At 67.9% G+C, this 16,944-nt stretch carries 13 protein-coding genes; 8 read left to right on the plus strand and 5 right to left on the minus strand.

From position 1 onward, the window contains the following. The 7 genes from bcsZ (at position 1) to J2739_RS11070 (ending at position 11,367) form a co-directional block, all read left to right on the plus strand. On the plus strand, positions 1-1,212 hold the full coding sequence (gene bcsZ / locus J2739_RS11040; protein WP_309901461.1) for a cellulose synthase complex periplasmic endoglucanase BcsZ: 1,212 nt from the start codon (positions 1-3) through the stop codon (positions 1,210-1,212). Next, on the plus strand, positions 1,188-4,259 hold the full coding sequence (locus J2739_RS11045; protein WP_309901462.1) for a cellulose biosynthesis protein BcsC: 3,072 nt from the start codon (positions 1,188-1,190) through the stop codon (positions 4,257-4,259). The genes bcsZ and J2739_RS11045 overlap by 25 nt, the downstream gene beginning before the upstream one ends. 125 nt (positions 4,260-4,384) lie before the next feature. Next, a complete protein-coding gene (locus J2739_RS11050; protein ID WP_309901464.1) occupies positions 4,385-6,064 on the plus strand; it encodes a putative bifunctional diguanylate cyclase/phosphodiesterase in 1,680 nt (559 codons plus the stop codon). A gap of 84 nt (positions 6,065-6,148) precedes the next feature. Then, positions 6,149-7,126 carry an ABC transporter substrate-binding protein gene (locus J2739_RS11055; protein ID WP_309901466.1) on the plus strand — a complete coding sequence of 326 codons (978 nt, stop codon included), beginning with the start codon at positions 6,149-6,151 and terminating at the stop codon, positions 7,124-7,126. Positions 7,127-7,204: 78 nt separating this feature from the next. Continuing rightward, a complete protein-coding gene (locus J2739_RS11060) occupies positions 7,205-9,580 on the plus strand; it encodes a sensor histidine kinase (RefSeq protein WP_309901468.1) in 2,376 nt (791 codons plus the stop codon). A gap of 245 nt (positions 9,581-9,825) precedes the next feature. Then, positions 9,826-10,206, plus strand: a complete 381-nt coding sequence (locus J2739_RS11065; protein WP_309901470.1) for a response regulator — start codon at positions 9,826-9,828, stop codon at positions 10,204-10,206. An 18-nt stretch (positions 10,207-10,224) separates the two neighbouring features. Further along, positions 10,225-11,367: an adenylate/guanylate cyclase domain-containing protein gene (locus tag J2739_RS11070; protein ID WP_309901472.1), complete on the plus strand. Its 1,143-nt coding sequence runs from the start codon at positions 10,225-10,227 to the stop codon at positions 11,365-11,367. A gap of 18 nt (positions 11,368-11,385) precedes the next feature. Here J2739_RS11070 and J2739_RS11075 read toward each other — a convergent pair whose 3' ends face one another. Then, a complete protein-coding gene (locus tag J2739_RS11075) occupies positions 11,386-11,958 on the minus strand; it encodes a nucleotidyltransferase family protein (protein WP_309901474.1) in 573 nt (190 codons plus the stop codon). A gap of 249 nt (positions 11,959-12,207) precedes the next feature. Between J2739_RS11075 and J2739_RS11080 the strand changes: the two genes are divergently transcribed. After that, positions 12,208-12,744 (plus strand): hypothetical protein, encoded by a 537-nt coding sequence (locus J2739_RS11080; RefSeq protein WP_309901476.1) that lies wholly within the window; start codon positions 12,208-12,210, stop codon positions 12,742-12,744. A 66-nt stretch (positions 12,745-12,810) separates the two neighbouring features. Here J2739_RS11080 and J2739_RS11085 read toward each other — a convergent pair whose 3' ends face one another. The 4 genes from J2739_RS11085 to J2739_RS11100 all read right to left on the minus strand — a co-directional run bounded on the left by J2739_RS11085 (position 12,811) and on the right by J2739_RS11100 (position 16,808). Beyond that, positions 12,811-14,166 carry a 2-hydroxycarboxylate transporter family protein gene (locus J2739_RS11085; RefSeq protein WP_309901478.1) on the minus strand — a complete coding sequence of 452 codons (1,356 nt, stop codon included), beginning with the start codon at positions 14,164-14,166 and terminating at the stop codon, positions 12,811-12,813. Between the two features lie 533 nt (positions 14,167-14,699). Next, a complete protein-coding gene (locus J2739_RS11090; RefSeq protein ID WP_309901480.1) occupies positions 14,700-15,338 on the minus strand; it encodes an ATPase in 639 nt (212 codons plus the stop codon). Beyond that, positions 15,338-15,706, minus strand: a complete 369-nt coding sequence (locus J2739_RS11095; protein ID WP_309901481.1) for a hypothetical protein — start codon at positions 15,704-15,706, stop codon at positions 15,338-15,340. Before J2739_RS11095 ends, J2739_RS11090 begins: the two co-directional genes overlap by 1 nt. Positions 15,707-15,740: 34 nt before the next feature. Then, positions 15,741-16,808, minus strand: a complete 1,068-nt coding sequence (locus J2739_RS11100; RefSeq protein ID WP_309901483.1) for a LacI family DNA-binding transcriptional regulator — start codon at positions 16,806-16,808, stop codon at positions 15,741-15,743. Positions 16,809-16,944: the final 136 nt, after the last annotated feature.

A 16,944-nucleotide genomic window follows, 5' to 3' on the forward strand; every position in this document is an offset into this window, starting at 1 on the left:
ATGACACGCCCCGACCGCGCCTGGACCTTGCCGCACGCCCAGCGGCGCCGCTATCTGGCCGTACTGGCACTGTCTTCCGTCGGCGCGAGCGTGCGGCCCCTGGCGCATTCGGCAAGCAGTGCCTGCCTGGCCGTCGCGGACTGGACCCATTTCGTGGACCGCCACATCCAGCGCGATGGCCGCATCATCGACTTCCATACGGCCGAGCAGCACTCGACCTCGGAAGGCCAGTCCTACGGCCTCTTCTTCGCCCTGGTGCACAACGACCGGTCCACCTTCGACCGGGTCCTGCGATGGACCGATGCCAATCTGGCCGATGGCAGGCTTGCGCAGCGCCTGCCGGCATGGCGGTGGGGCCGCAAGCCCGGCGGGAGCTGGGGCGTGCTCGACACCACCCCGGCGTCCGATGCCGACCTGTGGATCGCCTATGCGCTGGTCGAGGCCGGACGCCTCTGGAGCGAACCGGGCTACCAGGCGCTCGGGCGCAGCGTGCTCGCAAACGCCGCGCGCGAGGAAGTCGTCGCGCTGCCCGGCCTGGGCCGCATGCTGCTGCCCTGGCCGCGCTCGGTCGCCGGCGGCCCGCTGTGGCGCCTCAACGCGAGCTACCTGCCGCTGCAGTTGCTGCGCCGCTTCCAGCAGGAGGACGCGCAAGGGCCGTGGCGCGAGATCGCCGACAACACCGTGCGCATGCTGGAAGCCGTCGCACCGCGCGGCTTCGCGCCCGACTGGTGTGCGTGGTCCGAGAAGGAGCAGGCCTTCGTGGCCGACCCCGAGAAGAGCACCGCCGGCAGCTATGACGCCATCCGCATCTACCTGTGGGCAGGCATGTTGCATGCGCAGGACCCGGCACGCCCGCGACTGCTGGCAGCGCTGCACGGTCCTCGCGGCGTGCTCGCGCAGAACAGGCCGCTGGCGGAATACGTGGACGCGGACACCGGCGCCGCGCGCGGCAACGCACCGGTCGGCTTCGCGGGCGCCCTCCTTCCCTACCTCAAGGCGCAGGGCCTGGAGGGCCCGTTGCGCACGCAGATCGCGCGGATTCGCGAACGCGTGGACAGCCCGGCGCAGCCCGCCTCGGTGCCCCTGCCCTACTACGAACGAATCCTGCTGTTGTTCGGGCAGTCATGGCTCGACGGCCGATATGCCTTCGGCCGCGACGGCGGACTGCAACCGAACTGGAGACTGTTGTGCCCTTCGACGCATCTCGTCTGAGCCGGCTGGCGTGCCTGGCCCTGGGTGTGCTCGGTACGGCAGGACCGGCCGGTGCCCAGGGCGACGCTCGCGGCGTGCTGGTCGAGCAAGGCATCTATTGGCAGAGCGCGGGTCGCATCGAGCTCGCCGAGGCCAGCTGGCGAAAGCTGCTCAGCGCCGATCCTCGGTCGGCCGATGCGATGTACGGCATGTCGCAGGTCGAGTTGGCGCGCGGCAACACGGAGGCGGCGCGCGACTGGATCGCGCGCTTGCGTGCGGCGCATCCGGGCGACCCGAGAGTAGGCCTGTTCGAATCGCGCTTGCGTCAACCCGGTGCGCAGGTGACTGACCTGCAGGCCGCGCGTTCGGCCGCGCGCGCAGGACGCACGGCCGAGGCGCTCCAGCTCTATCGCGCGATGATCGGCAGCCGGCCTCCGCCCGAACCGCTCGCGGTCGAGTTCTACCAACTGCTCGGCGGAAGTCCGGAAGGATGGGACGAAGGCCGCAAGGGTCTCGAGCTGCTGGTGCGGGACAAGCCGGACAACACCGCCTACAGGCTCGCGCTCGCACAGCTGCTGACCTACCGGGAACCGACGCGGCGCGAGGGCATCCGCAGCCTCGTCGACCTCGCCAAGCAGCCTGCCACCGCTGCCGCGGCGCGTGCCAGCTGGCGCCAGGCGCTGCTCTGGCTCGACGCACGCCCGGCGGATGCGCCGCTCTACCGCGACTATCTCGCGCTGCAATCCGATCCGCTGGTGGCGCAGCGCCTGGGGGAATTGGGGGACCTGGGCGAGGCGCGCCGGGACGCCCCCGCGCCACGGGCGGCCGACCCGACGGGACCTGGCTTCGCGGCTCTCGAGAGGGGCGATCTCGCCGGAGCCGAACGGGGGTTTCAGGAAGCGCTGCGACTGCGGCCCGGCAACACCGATGCGCTGGGAGGGCTCGGCCTCGTTCGCCTGCGCCAGCAGCGTTTCGCGCAAGCACAGGATCTGTTGCAGCGGGCCTCGAAAGGAAGCCCCCGGAAGTGGGCCTCCGCGCTTCGAAGCGCCACCTATTGGGACTTGCTGGACCAGGCAAGTGCCGCGCGCAGCAGGAACGATCCGGCCATGGCTCGCAGTCTGCTGGAGCAAGCCGTGCAACTCGAGCCTGGCGAAGCCGCGGGCCGCGCCGCACTGGCGAGCCTGCGGCAGGACCGCATCGACCAGGCGCGCAGCCAATCCCGTCGGCAGGGCGAGGCCGGCCGGCAGGACGATGCGCGACGCACGCTCGAAGCGGCCCTGGCGGCCGATCCGGACAGCGTGTGGATCCGCCATGACCTCGCGCTGGTCTATCGGCGTCAGGGGCTGGACGCGCAGTCGCGCGATGTGATGGAGAGCTTGCCGGCCGATCAGCGCGGCACGCCCGAGGCGCTGTACGCACGCGCCTTGCTCGCGGCCGATGCCGACGACCCCGCGGCGGGCCTGGAGTCTCTCGAGCGCCTGCCTGCCGCAGCGCGAACACCGGACACGAATGACTTGCAGCGCCGCCTCTGGGTGCTCGATCGGGTGCGGCGCGCGCGAGAGCAGGCGCGCCGAGGGCAGGCCGACGCGGCCCGCGAACTGCTGGCAGAGACCGAGTCGACGCTGGGCGCCGACATGCCGCGCGAGGCCCTGGGTCCGCTCGCATCGGCCTGGAGCGATGCGGGCGATCCGGCGCATGCCTCGACGCTCAGTCGCCGGCTGGTGGCGGACGAAGGCGGGACGTCCACCGCCGACCAGTTGCTCCACGCGTCCCTCTTGTTCAAGGCGCGCCACGACGGTGAACTGGCCGCGGTGCTGGAGCGGCTGCAGGCCGCCGACATGACCAGCGCGCAGCGCCAGGATTTCGATGCCCTGCGCACCGGCTACGAAGCGCGCCAGCGCCAGGCCCGGTCGACATTCGCGGGCGAGGCGGCCGATCGCGGCCCCGTCCTGATTGCGGGCACGGTCTATCGGCACCGCAGCGGCGAGGCGGGACTCGGGCGCTTGTCGGATACGCAGATGCCGATCGAGGCGCGCCTGCCCTTGGGCGAGGGCCGCCTCGTGCTGAGCGTCACGCCGACCGAGCTCAAAGCCGGCACGCTGGCAGCCGACCCCGCCACCGCCGGACGCTTCGGCGGCGGCCCGGTGGCGGCGCGGCTTCAGTCGATCGGCGCCGTCGTGCCGCCAGGCGCTCAGACTGCGCGCGGCGTCGGATTCGGCGTCGGCTATGAGAGCGACAAGCTCGAGGCCGGCATCGGGACCACGCCCTTGGGCTTTGCCGAGACGAACGTCATCGGCAACCTCACCTACAAGGGCCAGTTCGGCGACGAGGTCTCCTTGAAGGCCGACCTGTCGCGGCGCCCGGTGACCGACAGCCTGCTGTCCTTCGCCGGCACGCGGGATCCGCGCACCGGCGTCGAATGGGGCGGCGTGGTCGCCACCGGCGGACGGCTGGACCTGGCCCGCGACTTCGGGTCCTATGGCATCTACGGTTACGGCTCGGCCCATTCGGTCACGGGCAAGAACGTGACGAGCAACAGCCGCTACGAGATCGGTGGGGGCACCTATGCGCCCATCCTGCGCAGCGCGGGCGCCTCTTTGACCGTGGGCGTGAATCTGGACTTTCTTTCCTACGACAAGAACCTGAGCCAGTTCACGCAAGGGCAAGGCGGCTACTTCAGCCCGCAACGCTATGCCAGCCTCACCTTTCCGCTCGACTGGAGCGGACGCGACAAACGGCTCTCGTGGCGGCTGAACGCATCGGTCGGTGTGCAGTCGTTCAGGGAAGATCCCGTCGGCGCCATCGCGGCGGACGGCACGCCGCTGCTCGTGGCGTCGGGCACCCGTCGAACCGGCGTGGCGTACAACATCGCCGCGATCGTCGAGTACCAGCTCGCACCGCAGCTCTATCTGGGTGGCGCGCTCGGCCTCGGCAACGCGCGCGACTACCGCCAGTTCACGGGCAATGTCTACCTGCGCTATGCGTTCGGCACGAGCGGCCCGCAGGGGGCTGCGCCCGGCGGCACGACGCTCAGGCCGTTCAGCTCGCCGTACACGCCGCTGTTGTAGATCCGGCGCCAGCAGAAAGAAGTGCCGAGCGCCGGCGTCCGTGCCGCGACGATTCGGGGAACAATAGCGGCCAGTTCGAAGGCGCCCGAGCCTGCGACCCCACCACCCGCCAAGCCACCTTCCCCATGCCTCTTCTCAATCTCGGCGGCCACCTCAAAATTCGCGATGGACAGATCCTCTGGGCCGACGAGGATGCGCACAAGCTGCTTGGCTATCCCCTCGGCGCACTGGCCGACCTGCCCTTCGACGACCTGCTGGCGCAGCCTCCGCACATGCCAGGCGATCCGCAAGGGACGCGAGACGGGGCGATGCAGGTCCCGGCGCGCGGCGCGATCGACGTCCAGGGAGTGACCTTGCTGGACCAGGGCGGCGGTGGTGTGCTGGTCGACATGCGCGCGGAGCGCATGGAGGACGGCTGCACCTTGTGGTCCTTTGCTCTGGCGGCGCGAGGCACACGAGGGGAACGGCTCGGCCTGCTGTCCCGCCACGATGTGCTCACCCGGCTTCCGAACAGGGTCCCCTCCCTCGACGATCTGGGCCCGATGTCCGGCGTGCGGAATGCCGAGCGCCTGCTGGCGGTCTGCTATCTGGACATCGACCGGTTCCGCGACGTCAACGACACGTTCAGCCCCGTCGGCGGCGACGCGGTGCTGCGCGAACTTGCGAGGCGGCTCAAGACGGCGCTGCCGCCCGAGGCCGTCGCGGCGCGTGTGGGCGGGGACGAGTTCGCCCTGGTCCTGTCCTGCGCGGGCAGGCCGCAGTGCGAAGCCCAGTTGCAGCAGCTCCTGGCACGGCTGGCCCATCCGTACAGGCTGCAGGATCGCACGGTGCGCCTGCGCGTGAGCATGGGCGTCGCGCTCGCGACGCATGGCGAGCAGCCGTCGGAGGTGATGCTGCAGCATGCGCAGCGCGCCGTCTTCTTCGCCAAGCGCGCCGGGGGTCAGCAGGTGCATTTCTTCGATGAAGCGCAGGCCCTGGAGGAGCAGCAGGAGCAGCTGCTTCGACAGCGCATCAAGGAGGGGATCGGGCGAAACGAGTTCATCCTGGCCTACCAGCCCAAGGTGGACATGCAGCGCGGGCTGGTGATCGGCGTCGAAGCGCTGGTGCGCTGGCAGCATCCGGAGCGGGGGCTGTTGCAGCCGGCGGCCTTCGTGCCCCTCATCGAAGACCACGAGCTGGTGGAAGAACTGGGCGACTGGGCCATCGGCGAGTCGGTGCGCCAGGCGGCGGCGTGGCTTGCCGCCGGCGTCAAGACCTCGGTCAGCGTCAACATCAGCCCGCGCCATCTGTTGCGAGCGGATCTTGTCGACCGCCTGGCCTTCCACCTTGGACGCTTTCCGCAGCTGCATGCCGGCGTGCTGGAGCTGGAGATTCTGGAGACGACGGCGATCAAGGATTTTGCTGCGGTCGCCGACTTCATCCACGCCTGCAAGAAACTCGGCGTGCCGGTCACGATGGACGACTTCGGCACCGGCTACTCGTCGCTGACCTACCTGCGCCGGCTGCCGGTGTCGGCCATCAAGCTCGACCAGTCCTTCGTGCGCGGGATGCTCGAGGACGCTGAAGATCGCGCCATCGTCGAGGGCATTCTCGTGATGGCGCGTGGCCTGGGGCGAAAGGCCATTGCCGAGGGCGTGGAGTCCGTGGCGCACGGCGATGCACTGATGGCGCTCGGCTGCACGCTGGGGCAGGGTTATGGCATCTCCAGGCCGCTGTCGCCCGAACGAATTCCGGATTGGATCGCGGGTTTCGAGCGCTCCCCCCCCTGGCGCGGAACGACCGTGGCCGAGCAGGGTGCCGGGTGAGCGCAGCCGCGGACGGGTCCGAGCCCGAGCGCGCCATGCGGAAGACGTCGCGGTGTACGATCCCTGCCGCCCATGGAGGTTTCGATGAAGCGTCGACGCGAAGTGCTTCTGGCATCCTGCGCGATGCTCGCGCCGCTGTCGGCCCGTGCCCAACCGGTGAGCCGGCTCCGCGTGATCGGCATCCTCGTCAACCGATCGCCATCGGGCGACCCGACCGACACGGTCCACCTGTTCATGCGCGCAATTCGCGACCTGGGTTGGGACGAGGGCAAGCTCGCCTTCGAACTCCGAGCCGCGGAACAGCGGTATGAGCGCTTTCCCGAGCTGGCGCGCGAGCTGGTCAGGCAGCAGGTCGACCTGATCGTGGTCACCGCCGGAGTCACAGCTGCACTGGCAGCCCGGCAAGCGACCACCACGATTCCCATCCTCGCCGTCGGCATTGCGGACCCGGTGAAGTTCGGGCTGGTCGCCAGCATGGCTCGCCCGGGCGGCAACGTGACCGGTTTCATGGCGACGAACATCGACTGGGGCAAGTATCTCGAGCTTGCACGCGAGGCCACCGGCGCAATGCGCATCGCCGTCATCGGCAATCCGACGAATGTCGTCTACGCCGACTACGTGGCAAAGAATGAGGCCGCTGCGCGTCTGCTCGGCGTGAAGCTGCTGATGATTCCGGTGGCCCAAGCCTCCGACCTGCCAGGGGCTTTCGAGGCGATGTCACGCGAGCGCTCGGAGGCCCTCGTCTTCGGCCCCGACCCCGTGTTTTTCGCCAACGTGAAAGAGATCGTCGAGCGCGCAGGGGCGGGCCGGCTTCCTGTGATCACCCCGTTTCGACTGGCGGCGCTGCAGGGCGCCCTGCTTTCCTACGGCCCGGACGCTCGCGACATGATGCGCCAGGCGGCGTCATACGCCGACAAGCTGCTCAAGGGTGCCAGGGCGGGCGATCTTCCCTTCGTGGAATCGACGCATTTCGAACTGGTCCTGAACCTCAAGACAGCCAAGGCGCTCGGCCTTGCGATTCCATCGTCGCTGCAACTGCGGGCCGACGAACTGATCGAATAATGCCCCTTCGCCCGGCAACGGAGGCGCTTCCCCGGCCCGCTGGCCTCCATGCGGCATCGCGCCCACAATGCCATTCGAATGACGCGCCGTCGGCACCTGTTTCCCAAGTATGCGCTGCTGATCATCACGCTGGTCGGCAGCATGCTCGTCGCCAGTGGCGCGGTCGTCATCTACTTCTCGTACCGCGAAAACCAGGCACACGTGGTCGCGCTGCAAACCGAGAAGGCGCAGGGCGCGGCAACGCGGATCGAGCAGTACGTGCTGAACATCGAGCATCAGCTCGGCTGGACCGCGCTGCCGCGCGTCGATGTGCCCGGCGGCGACCCGCGCGAGGCAAGGCGCATCGAGTACCTGAAGCTGCTGCGCCAGGTACCCGCGATCACCGACGTGGCATGGATCGACGGCGACGGGCGTGAACAGCTGCGCGTCTCGCGCCTGGCGATGGACGAGCTCGGCAGCGCCGCCGATGCTTCGGCCGACCCCGGATTCCGCAGCGCGATCGAGGGCAAGACCTGGTTCGGCCCCGTCTACTTCCGTCGGGGCACCGAGCCCTACATGCGGCTCGCGCGCCCCGCCGGCCCCGGCGGCGGCGTCACGGCGGCCGAGGTCAACCTGAAGTTCGTCTGGGACGTGGTCTCGCGCATCCGGATCGGCGCCAAGGGCCTGGCCTATGTGGTCGATGCCGACGGCACGCTGATCGCGCACCCCGACATCAGCCTGGTGCTGAAGAAGAGCGACATGAGCGCGCTGCCGCAGGTGGCGGCGCAGTTGCGGCCAGGCGCCGGCGCGGAGAAAGAGGGGGCGCGCGATCTCTCCGGGCAGCGGATGCTGGCCGCGCACACGTCCATCCCTTCGCTCGGCTGGACGGTGTTCGTCGAGTCGCCGCGCGCGGAGGCCTTCGAGCCGCTGTACGTCATGCTTCGGCGCATGGGCCTGGTGCTTGCGCTCGCGCTGCTGGTGTCGATGGCGGCGACCTTCTTTCTGGCGCGCGCGCTGGTGCGCCCGCTGCGCGCGCTGCAGGAGGGCGCGGCGCAGATCGGTGCCGGCGACCTGGATCGGCGCATCGAGGTCCATACCGGGGACGAGCTCGAAGGGCTGGCCGACCAGTTCAACCGCATGGCCGGGCAGCTGCGCGAATCGTATGCACAGCTCGAGCGCAAGGTCGAGCAGCGCACCGCCGAGCTCAGCGAGTCGCTCGCGCAGCAGACCGCGACCGCCGAGGTGCTGCGCGTCATCGGCAGCTCGGTGGCCGATGCGCGCCCGGCCTTCGACGCGATCCTCGATGCCTGCCAGCGCTTCTTCGCCGCGACCGGCCAGGGCATCGCCCTCGCCGATGATGCCGGCATGCTGCACAACGGCGGCTTTCGCGGCGCGCACGAGGCGCTGCTGCGTGCGGTCATCGGCTTCTTGCCGCGGCCGCTGGAGGGCAGCGCGACCGGGCTGGCCATCCGCGAGCGCCGCGTCGTCCACTACCCCGATGTGCTCGCAGCGGCGGACGCACCCGCGCCCTTGCACGCGTTGGCCGCTGCCGCCGGCGACTTCTCCATCGCCATCGCGCCGATGCTGTGGGACCAGCGCGGCGTGGGCGCGGTGCTGGTGCTGCGCGATCCGCCAAGCCCTTTCTCCGCCAAGGAGCTCACGCTGCTCAAGACCTTTGCCGATCAGGCCGTGATCGCGATCCAGAACGCGCGCCTGTTCGCCGAGATCGAGGAGAAGGGGCGCCAGCTGGCGCTCGCCAACCAGCACAAGTCGGAGTTCCTCGCCAACATGTCGCACGAGCTGCGAACGCCGCTGAACGCGATCATCGGCTTCAGCGAGGTGCTCGCCGAGCGGATGTTCGGCGAGCTCAACGACAAGCAGCTCGACTACCTGAAGGACATCCACGCCTCCGGATACCACCTCCTGAGCCTGATCAACGACATCCTCGACCTCTCCAAGATCGAGGCCGGCCGCATGGAGCTCGACCTGTCGAGCTTCGACCTGCCGATGCTGCTCGACAACACGACGACGCTGGTGCGCGAGCGGGCGCTGCAGCATGGGCTGGCGCTGGCCCTCGAAGTCGATCCGGCGCTCGGCGACTGGGTGGCCGATGCGCGCAAGCTCAAGCAGGTGGTGATCAATCTGCTGTCGAACGCGGTCAAGTTCACGCCGGCCGGTGGGCGCGTGACGTTGCGGGCACGCATGCTCGAAGAGGCGGTGGAGATCGCCGTGGCCGACACCGGCGTGGGCATCGCGGCCGACCAGCAGGCGCTGGTCTTCGAGGAATTCCGCCAGGCCGGCGGCCACTATTTGCGCAAGGCCGAAGGCACCGGCCTGGGCCTGGCGCTGGCGAAGCGCTTCGTCGAACTGCACGGGGGCACCATCCGGCTGGAGAGCGCGCCCGGCCAGGGCTCGACCTTTGCGTTCGTCCTGCCGCGACTCACGCTCGATGCAGCCAGCCGGGCACGGGATTGATCATGGAAGACAACGGGAGGAACATGGCGTCCGGCCCCCAGACCCCGCGCGCCTGATGCGGCGCATTGACGAGGTGATCGAATGACATCGAACAGACCGAGGATCCCGCTGTCGCGGCGCGCCGCGAGGGCGACGGCCTTCGGCGCGCTCGCCGGGCGTTCGGAGCGTCGCCGAAGGCGGCGGGAGGCAGGCACCCGGTGCAGAGGCGACGGGTCCAAAGGGGCTCTCCTTAGGGAGGCTGGCCCATGAGCACCATCCTGATCGTCGAGGACAACGAGAAGAACATGAAGCTGGTGCGCGACATCCTGCAGCACGACGGCTATGCGACGCTGGAAGCCACCACCGGCCGCGAGGGCGCGCGGCTCGCAGCCGAGGCGCGACCCGACCTGGTGTTGATGGACATCCAGTTGCCCGACGTCGATGGCATCGCCGTACTGCGCGAGATTCGCGCCAACGCCGCGCTCGACGCGATGCCGGTGGTGGCGGTCTCGGCCTCGGTGATGCCGGACGAGCAGCAGAAGATCGTGAGCTCCGGCTTCGACGGCTTCATTACCAAACCGATCCAGCTGAAGCTGTTCCGCGAGGCCGTGCAGCGCTGCCTGGCCGAAGGGCGCCGGCCGCGCTGACCTCACCCTCCGCGCCCGATGACCGCCACCATCCTCGTTGTCGACGACACGCCCTTGAACGTGAAGCTGTTCGCCGACCTGCTCGGTGCCAGGGGCTACCGTACCGTGAGCGCGAGCTCGGGCGCCGAGGCGCTGCAGAAGCTCGCCGCCGAAGCGCCGGACCTCGTGCTGCTGGATGTCATGATGCCCGGCATGAGCGGCTACGAGGTGTGCTCGGCGATCCGCGCCGATCCGGCGCATGCAATGCTGCCGGTGGTGCTCGTCACCGCGCTCGATCCGGCCCAGGAGCGCGCCAAGGGCCTCGAAGCCGGGGCCGATGACTTCCTGAGCAAGCCGGTGGCGCAGGCCGAGCTCCTGGCGCGCGTCAAGTCGCTGCTGCGCATCAAGCAGCTCTACGACGAGGTCCAGCGGCAGAAGAACGAGCTCGCCGAGTGGAACCGCACGCTCGCGCAGCGGGTGCAGGAGGGCGTGCAGCAGCTCGAGCGCGTGGGCAGGCTGCGGCGCTTCTTCTCGCCGCAGCTGGCCGAGGCGATCGTCGACGGTGGAACCGTCGACCCGCTGAAGAGTCACCGCTGCGAGATCACCGTCGTTTTCCTCGATCTGCGCGGCTTCACCGCCTTCACCGAAACTGCCGACCCGGAGGAGGTCATGGCGGTGCTCGCCGACTACCACGCAGCGGTGGGACGGCGCATCCTCGAGTTCGAGGGGACGCTGGAGCGCTTTACCGGCGACGGGATCATGGTGTTCTTCAACGATCCCACGCCGGTGCACGATCCGGCGCCGCGCGCCGCGCGCATGGCGCTGGCGATGCAGGGCGACGTGGCGCTTTTGGCCGAGCGCTGGCGCAAGCGCGGCCACGCGCTGCAGATGGGCATCGGCATCGCGCAGGGTTTCGCGACGCTGGGCGGCATCGGCTTTCCGGGACGCATCGACTACGCGGCGATCGGTACCGTCACCAACCTCGCGGCACGGTTGTGCGGGGAGGCGGCCGGGGGCGAGATCCTGGTGTCGCAGCGTGTCTGGGGGCTGATCGACGGGATGGTCGAGGCCGAGCCGGCCGGAGCGCTGGTGCTCAAGGGCTTTGCGCGCCCGGTGCCAGCGTTTCGGCTGCGTGGCGGCCTGCGGAGCATGGATTCCGCTGAGCGCGCTCTTCCTCGATGATTCGCCCGATCAAGCCGGTCACGCCTCGTGCAATTCGAGCCAACCCCATCGCTGCTTGTACGAAGCAGCCTTCTCGCGGAACAGAGGCAGATGGGGAGTCAGCGGATTCGGCGAAAGCACACCCGCGTAAACCAGCTCCAGCCCATTCGGGGCGTAGACGTCGTAGCCGGTTGCGGTCCTGCGCAGTCCGACGCACGTGGACGGGATCAGGAACCGATCGATGCCGTCTTTCGCGGACGCGAGCTTCGGGTACGGAAAGCCGAAGTACGCCTCGTACCAGAGGTGCACGCGCGCCTGGTTCTTCACCTCGACCGGAACGCCCAACGCACCGATTGCGGCATCGATGCGCCGCTGGACGCGCTCTTCGCCGGCCGCGGAAAGGTCTGCCGGGTCGAAGTAGAAGATGTCGTGGTCCTTGATGCCGTGCTCGGGCGCGTGCCCGGCATGCAGGTTCCACACCGTCTGGAACAGGCACCCGGCCACCAGCCATCCGCCCTTGAGGTCCAGCGAATCCCACGCCTCCATGATCGATCGGTTGTGCCGGTTCGCCAACACATCGGCGATGAATCGTTCTTCGAGCGTGAAGCGCATGATCGGCCCCGCGCGACCGCTACAGCGACAGCGACAGCCCCAGGTGCCGCTCGTACCTCATGTGATGCGCAGGCCGGTGCTGGCCATGGCTTCTTCGACGGTGACGTATTCGATGGTCATGGGCGCATTCTGCGTGATGCCCGGTTTGCCCTCGCCCGCGGGTCAGCCTTCGAGGCGTCATATGAAACCTTTTGGTTGCAAGCGACGGTTGCCTCTCTGATACTTGGCTCCTTTTGATCGGAGAACAACGTGATTCGAAAATTGGCAGCCCTGCTCGGGTTCGGCATCGTCGCGGCCGCATGGATGCCGACCGGAGCATCTGCAAAGGAGAAGGACTACGAAGAGCCTTTGAAAGTGATCGACGCTGCCGGTCGTACGGTCGGGCGCCTGTACGGCAACGACAAGGGCGACCATGCGGTCATCCGCCTCGGGAACGCCATCGGCTCGCTCCGGATCGTGGAGGACAGAGGCAACTTGATCCCTAGGGAGGCCACCGTCTTCTGGACCGGCCCTCGCTGCACGGGTGAGGCGGTCATACCGGCCGGCGGCGCGATCCCTGGTTTTGGCCTGCCTAACATGCCGGCGATCGGCAGCGTCAAGGGGGACGATCAGCGGTTCACGATCTACTTTCCCAGAACCTCGACCGTGGAGAGGATCACGATCCTCTCTCAGGGCGCATACGGCCCTGCGTGCAACTACCAGATCCCACCGACGCCGGTCTACGGCGTGCCGGCCGAGGCTGCCTCGCTGGATTCCTACTTTGTGCTGCCCTTCCACATCGAGTAAGTCCCGCCCTTCCCTGCGGGTTGCTCGTCGTCTCGCTCGATTCCGCTAACTATGTGCGGATAGGTTTTAGCTCATACGCGCCAACACGATCAGCACGATGGTGACCGTCACCGCGCCGCCGATGCGGGTGGCGATCTGCGCAAAGGGCATCAGGGTCATCCGATTGGCGGCGGTCAGGATCGCGACGTCGCCGGTGCCGCCCTGCCCGCTGTGACAGGCGTTCACGATCGCCGCTTCAATGGGATACATGTTCAACCACCGGCCTACCAAGGCGCCGGTCGCCATCAGCGTCGCAACGGTGGCGACGATGGTGATGATGTTGGGCAGCGTGAAAGCGGACACAAGCTTGTCCCATGGCGTGAGCGACACACCGATGGCGAACAGAAGCGGGTACGTCACCGCGGTCGAGAAGAACTTGTAGACCACATAGGCACCGCTCTGCAGTTGCGGGGACACCGCCTGTGTCAGCTTCACGATGACGGCGAGGAACAGCATGGCGACCGGCGCGGGCAACCCGAACAGTCGCGAGCACATGATGCCCAGCAGGTACAAGGTCAGCGCGGTGATGCCCGCAGCGGCAATGTGCGTCACGTCCATGTGGCCGGTGATTTCTTCCTGCTTGGGGTCCATGTCGTCATGTTCGCCGGGCTGCAGCCGGCCCTCGCCTGTGAGGTGCGGCTTCTTCTTGCCGATGTAGTTCAACGTGCCGGCCAAGAGAATGGCCGTCAAGCTGCCGAGCATGACCGGCGGCAGCACCGTGGCGAACAGTGCGCCCTGGTCCTGGTGGAGGATTTCCGCGTAGCCGATCGAAAGCGGAATCGCTCCTTCGCCTACGCCGCCTGCCATGATCGGCACCACGATAAAGAAGAAGGTGTGATACGCGCCCAGGCCCAGCGCGGTGCCCACGGCAGTGCCAACTGCACCGGCTGCGATGGTGCCGACGGCCAGCGGCACGAAAATCTTCAGGAAGCCTTTGATCAGCACCTGGCGATCCATGCCGAGGATGCTGCCCACGATGATCGAGGCGATGAAGAGGTAGAGGAAGTTGGTCTGCTTGGTGAAGTCCGTCGTCACCTTGATCACGTCGACCGGGAGCCAGTGGTAGTACACCAGTGCGGAGGGAATGAAGGTGGCGAAGATGGCACCGGCGCCGATGTTGCGCAGCACCGGCAGACGCTTGCCGATCTCGGCGAAGGTGAAACCGAAGAACGCGAACATCACGATCGCCAACGAAATTTCGCCGGGGAGCTTGCCACTGGCGATGAAGCCTGCGATCAGCGCGCCCGCCAGGACATAGATCGGCAATGGCAGGATGCCGATGCGAAATTCCATCAAGCGCCACCAGCCATGAGGCCAGAAGGCTAGTTTCTTGGGTGCGTGCTCGGCCTTGTCGGCAACGTGCGCTGGTGTGGTGGTGTTCATGCGTGTGTCTCCTGCATGGCAATGTCAGACGGCGCTTCGCAGCGGCAGTGCAAATCGTAAAAGTTGAAGCTGTCGATCCGCCGTCAAGAAGCACCGGGTAAACACAGCTCGAAGAGTCAGGGCTTGGTCAGGGGATTCGCCATAGCCGTACGCCGCGAGCGCGCGTGGTGCACACCTGTTTGCTCGTGTTCGAATGACATGCCTCGCTGATGCGACGGCCGGGCCTTGAACCATCATCGAATGGCAGCGGGCGGTGGAGGCTTGGGGTCCCGCTGCGTGCTCAGCTCTTGCCAAAAGAGAGGACCTCGTTGGCGTTCACGATGGTTTGCGCAACCTCTTCGATGCTCACCCGCTTGCTCATGGCCTGGTCGCGCGCTATCCCGAAGTGAAGCTGGAGCTCCCGGCTTCGCACGCGACGCTGGGGAGGCTGCGCCAGCTCTCGCGCAACAGCAGCATGATCTGCGACTTTCGAAGATGTGCGCTCGGCGTTTTGGATCGGCCCATGAGAAACCTCTCAGCAACTCGCCTGTGCCTCAGGCCGCGTCGCCGGCGCGCGCCAGTGCCACGGCCATGACCGGCTTGGCCCACTGCGGCACCTGATCGAGCGCGATGTGGGAGACGATGCGCCCGCCTTCCATGTGCAGCAGCAGCCGCGGCTTCGGGCGCTGCCCGGCCTTCGGATCGCCTTCGGCGCTGTTGTCGTAGACGCGCAGGCTCGCCAGTTGCGGCAGCAGCCGGATCAGATTGGCGCGGCTGGTCTCGTAGCGTTCGCGGACCTTCGCTTCGGGGATGTCGTGACCGCCAGCGGCCACGCGCGCCTGCACGCGCTGAAGGTGCAGCTCCGGCGATGTCAGCCCTGCGTACCAGAGATGGATCTGCGCACCCTGGCGCGCGCCGTCGAGCAGCATCTGGGGAATGGTCCTGGCCCCCAGCGTCGTCTCGAAGGCGAAGTTCTGGCCTTGCGCCAGGGCACGCTCCAGGCCCTTGCGGCCGAACTCCCAGGCCTGCGCATTGGCCGCCTCGGCCGACAATCCCGGGTTTACATCCAGCAGCGCGCGGGCGGCCAGGTCCGGGTTGAAGTATTCCACCTTCTTCTGCAGCAGCGCGGCGCCGCCCACGCTGCTCTTGCCGGCGCCGTTGACGCCGGCCAGCACGAAGATCCGTGCCGGCATCAGCGGTGTGGCGCCGGTGCCGCCTGGGCAATGGCCGCTTCACCCAGTTCGGCGGGCTCCATGGCGAAGGCGTCGGCCATGGCCTGCGCGGCGGCCTCGCCCTGCATGCGCGCAAACATGCTGTCGAAGTGATGCGTGAGCGCTTCCAGGTTCGGCTCCGACGCCTGCTCCATTTGCAGGTAGCGTTCCACCGACATCAGCACCATCGACGGCTTTTCGTGGCGCGTGATCATGACAGCGCCGCGTGCCATCACTGTGCTGCTGACCGCCTGCATGCCCGAGGCCAACTTGGTGGCGGAGAACGACGGCAGCTCGCGCGCGAGGCGCTCGATCTCGGCAGCGCGGAGAGGGGCGGGATGGGCAGCCACGGACAAATCCTTGAAATTAAGGGGTTTACCCATTTTACCCATTTTGGGTGGGTGTTCCGCTGGTCTGCGCGGGCGAACCGCGTCGAGCCGAGGATTGTCTGGGCACCAACTGCGCCATCGGCCCGGAAGCTGCCTGGCGCGATGTGTCGCCGCGCAGGCGGTCGAACAACAGGTCGATCGCCTGGTGCGCGACCTGGTCGAGGTGCAGGTCCACCGCGGTCAGCGGCGGGTCGCAGGTGCGGGCCCGCACACCGTCGTACCGGGTCGCGACCATCACGTCTTCGGGAATGCGCCGGCCCGAAAGCCGGATCGCCCTGACCGCACCCACCGCGAAGGCATCCACCGGAATGCAGAACGCATCGATGTCGGGATGTGCAGCCAGCAAGGCCGAAGCAACTTCCTCGCCGCCGCTTTCGCCTTGCACCTCCTCGGCGGTGGCAAGCAACGCAGGCTGCCCGTGTTCCGCGGCGAACTCTTCGTAGGCCACCCGGGCCTGCACATAGGAATTTCGTTGTGCCGAGCCCAGGATCATCGCGACCTTGCGCGCGCCCTGCGCGTGGAGGTGGTCGAGCAGAAGCCGGGTGGTCTCCCGGGAATGAATGTCCACGTGAAGGACGGCCTCGTGCACGCCGCAGGGCTTGCCGATCGTCACCGCCGGCAGCCCCCTGCGCTCGAGGTAGTCCAGGTTCGCGTCGCCGGCCGAGGGCTCGATGACCAGCGCGCCATCCACCTCCAGGGACTCGAGCGGCACCTTGCCGCTTTCCATCGGTGGCGCGAGCACCAGGGCGAGGTTGCGATCGAGCGCGGCAGCGGCCGCCACCGCAGCGATTTCCATCATGAAGCCGAGGCGCGAGGGACCGCCCGCAACCGCGAAGGGCATCGAGGACAGCAGCACGATCATGTGCGCCTCGCCGGTGCGCAGGCGCTGCGCATGCCGGTTGGGCCGATAACCGAGCTTCTGGGCAGCCTTCTCGACCCGCGCCCGGGTCTCCGCGTCCACCTGCCCGCGGGCATTGAGCGCATGCGAGACCGTGGTCGGCGACACGCCGGCCTCCCGGGCCACGTCCTTGATGTTGACCCGCCGCGCCGCACTGGGAAACATGCTGTTGACCTTTTCCGAATACAGTGATTCAATTCCCCAAATCGTTTTGGGCCCCACGGCTTGGAATGTACTTCACCCCGCTGCCCGCGGTTTTTTTTGTGCTGGCGCCCAAATCGATTTGGGCGCCCTTCGGTCA

It is taken from the genome of Variovorax soli (assembly GCF_031454625.1).
Lineage (GTDB): Bacteria > Pseudomonadota > Gammaproteobacteria > Burkholderiales > Burkholderiaceae_C > Variovorax > Variovorax soli_A.

Coding starts and splice junctions, on each gene's coding strand:
- bcsZ (WP_309901461.1), top strand. CDS start 1: ATGACACGCCCCGACCGCGCCTGGACCTTGCCGCACGCCCAGCGGCGC.
- J2739_RS11050 (WP_309901464.1), top strand. CDS start 4,385: ATGCCTCTTCTCAATCTCGGCGGCCACCTCAAAATTCGCGATGGACAG.
- J2739_RS11055 (WP_309901466.1), top strand. CDS start 6,149: ATGAAGCGTCGACGCGAAGTGCTTCTGGCATCCTGCGCGATGCTCGCG.
- J2739_RS11060 (WP_309901468.1), top strand. CDS start 7,205: ATGACGCGCCGTCGGCACCTGTTTCCCAAGTATGCGCTGCTGATCATC.
- J2739_RS11065 (WP_309901470.1), top strand. CDS start 9,826: ATGAGCACCATCCTGATCGTCGAGGACAACGAGAAGAACATGAAGCTG.
- J2739_RS11070 (WP_309901472.1), top strand. CDS start 10,225: ATGACCGCCACCATCCTCGTTGTCGACGACACGCCCTTGAACGTGAAG.
- J2739_RS11075 (WP_309901474.1), bottom strand. CDS start 11,958: ATGCGCTTCACGCTCGAAGAACGATTCATCGCCGATGTGTTGGCGAAC.
- J2739_RS11085 (WP_309901478.1), bottom strand. CDS start 14,166: ATGAACACCACCACACCAGCGCACGTTGCCGACAAGGCCGAGCACGCA.
- J2739_RS11090 (WP_309901480.1), bottom strand. CDS start 15,338: ATGCCGGCACGGATCTTCGTGCTGGCCGGCGTCAACGGCGCCGGCAAG.
- J2739_RS11100 (WP_309901483.1), bottom strand. CDS start 16,808: ATGTTTCCCAGTGCGGCGCGGCGGGTCAACATCAAGGACGTGGCCCGG.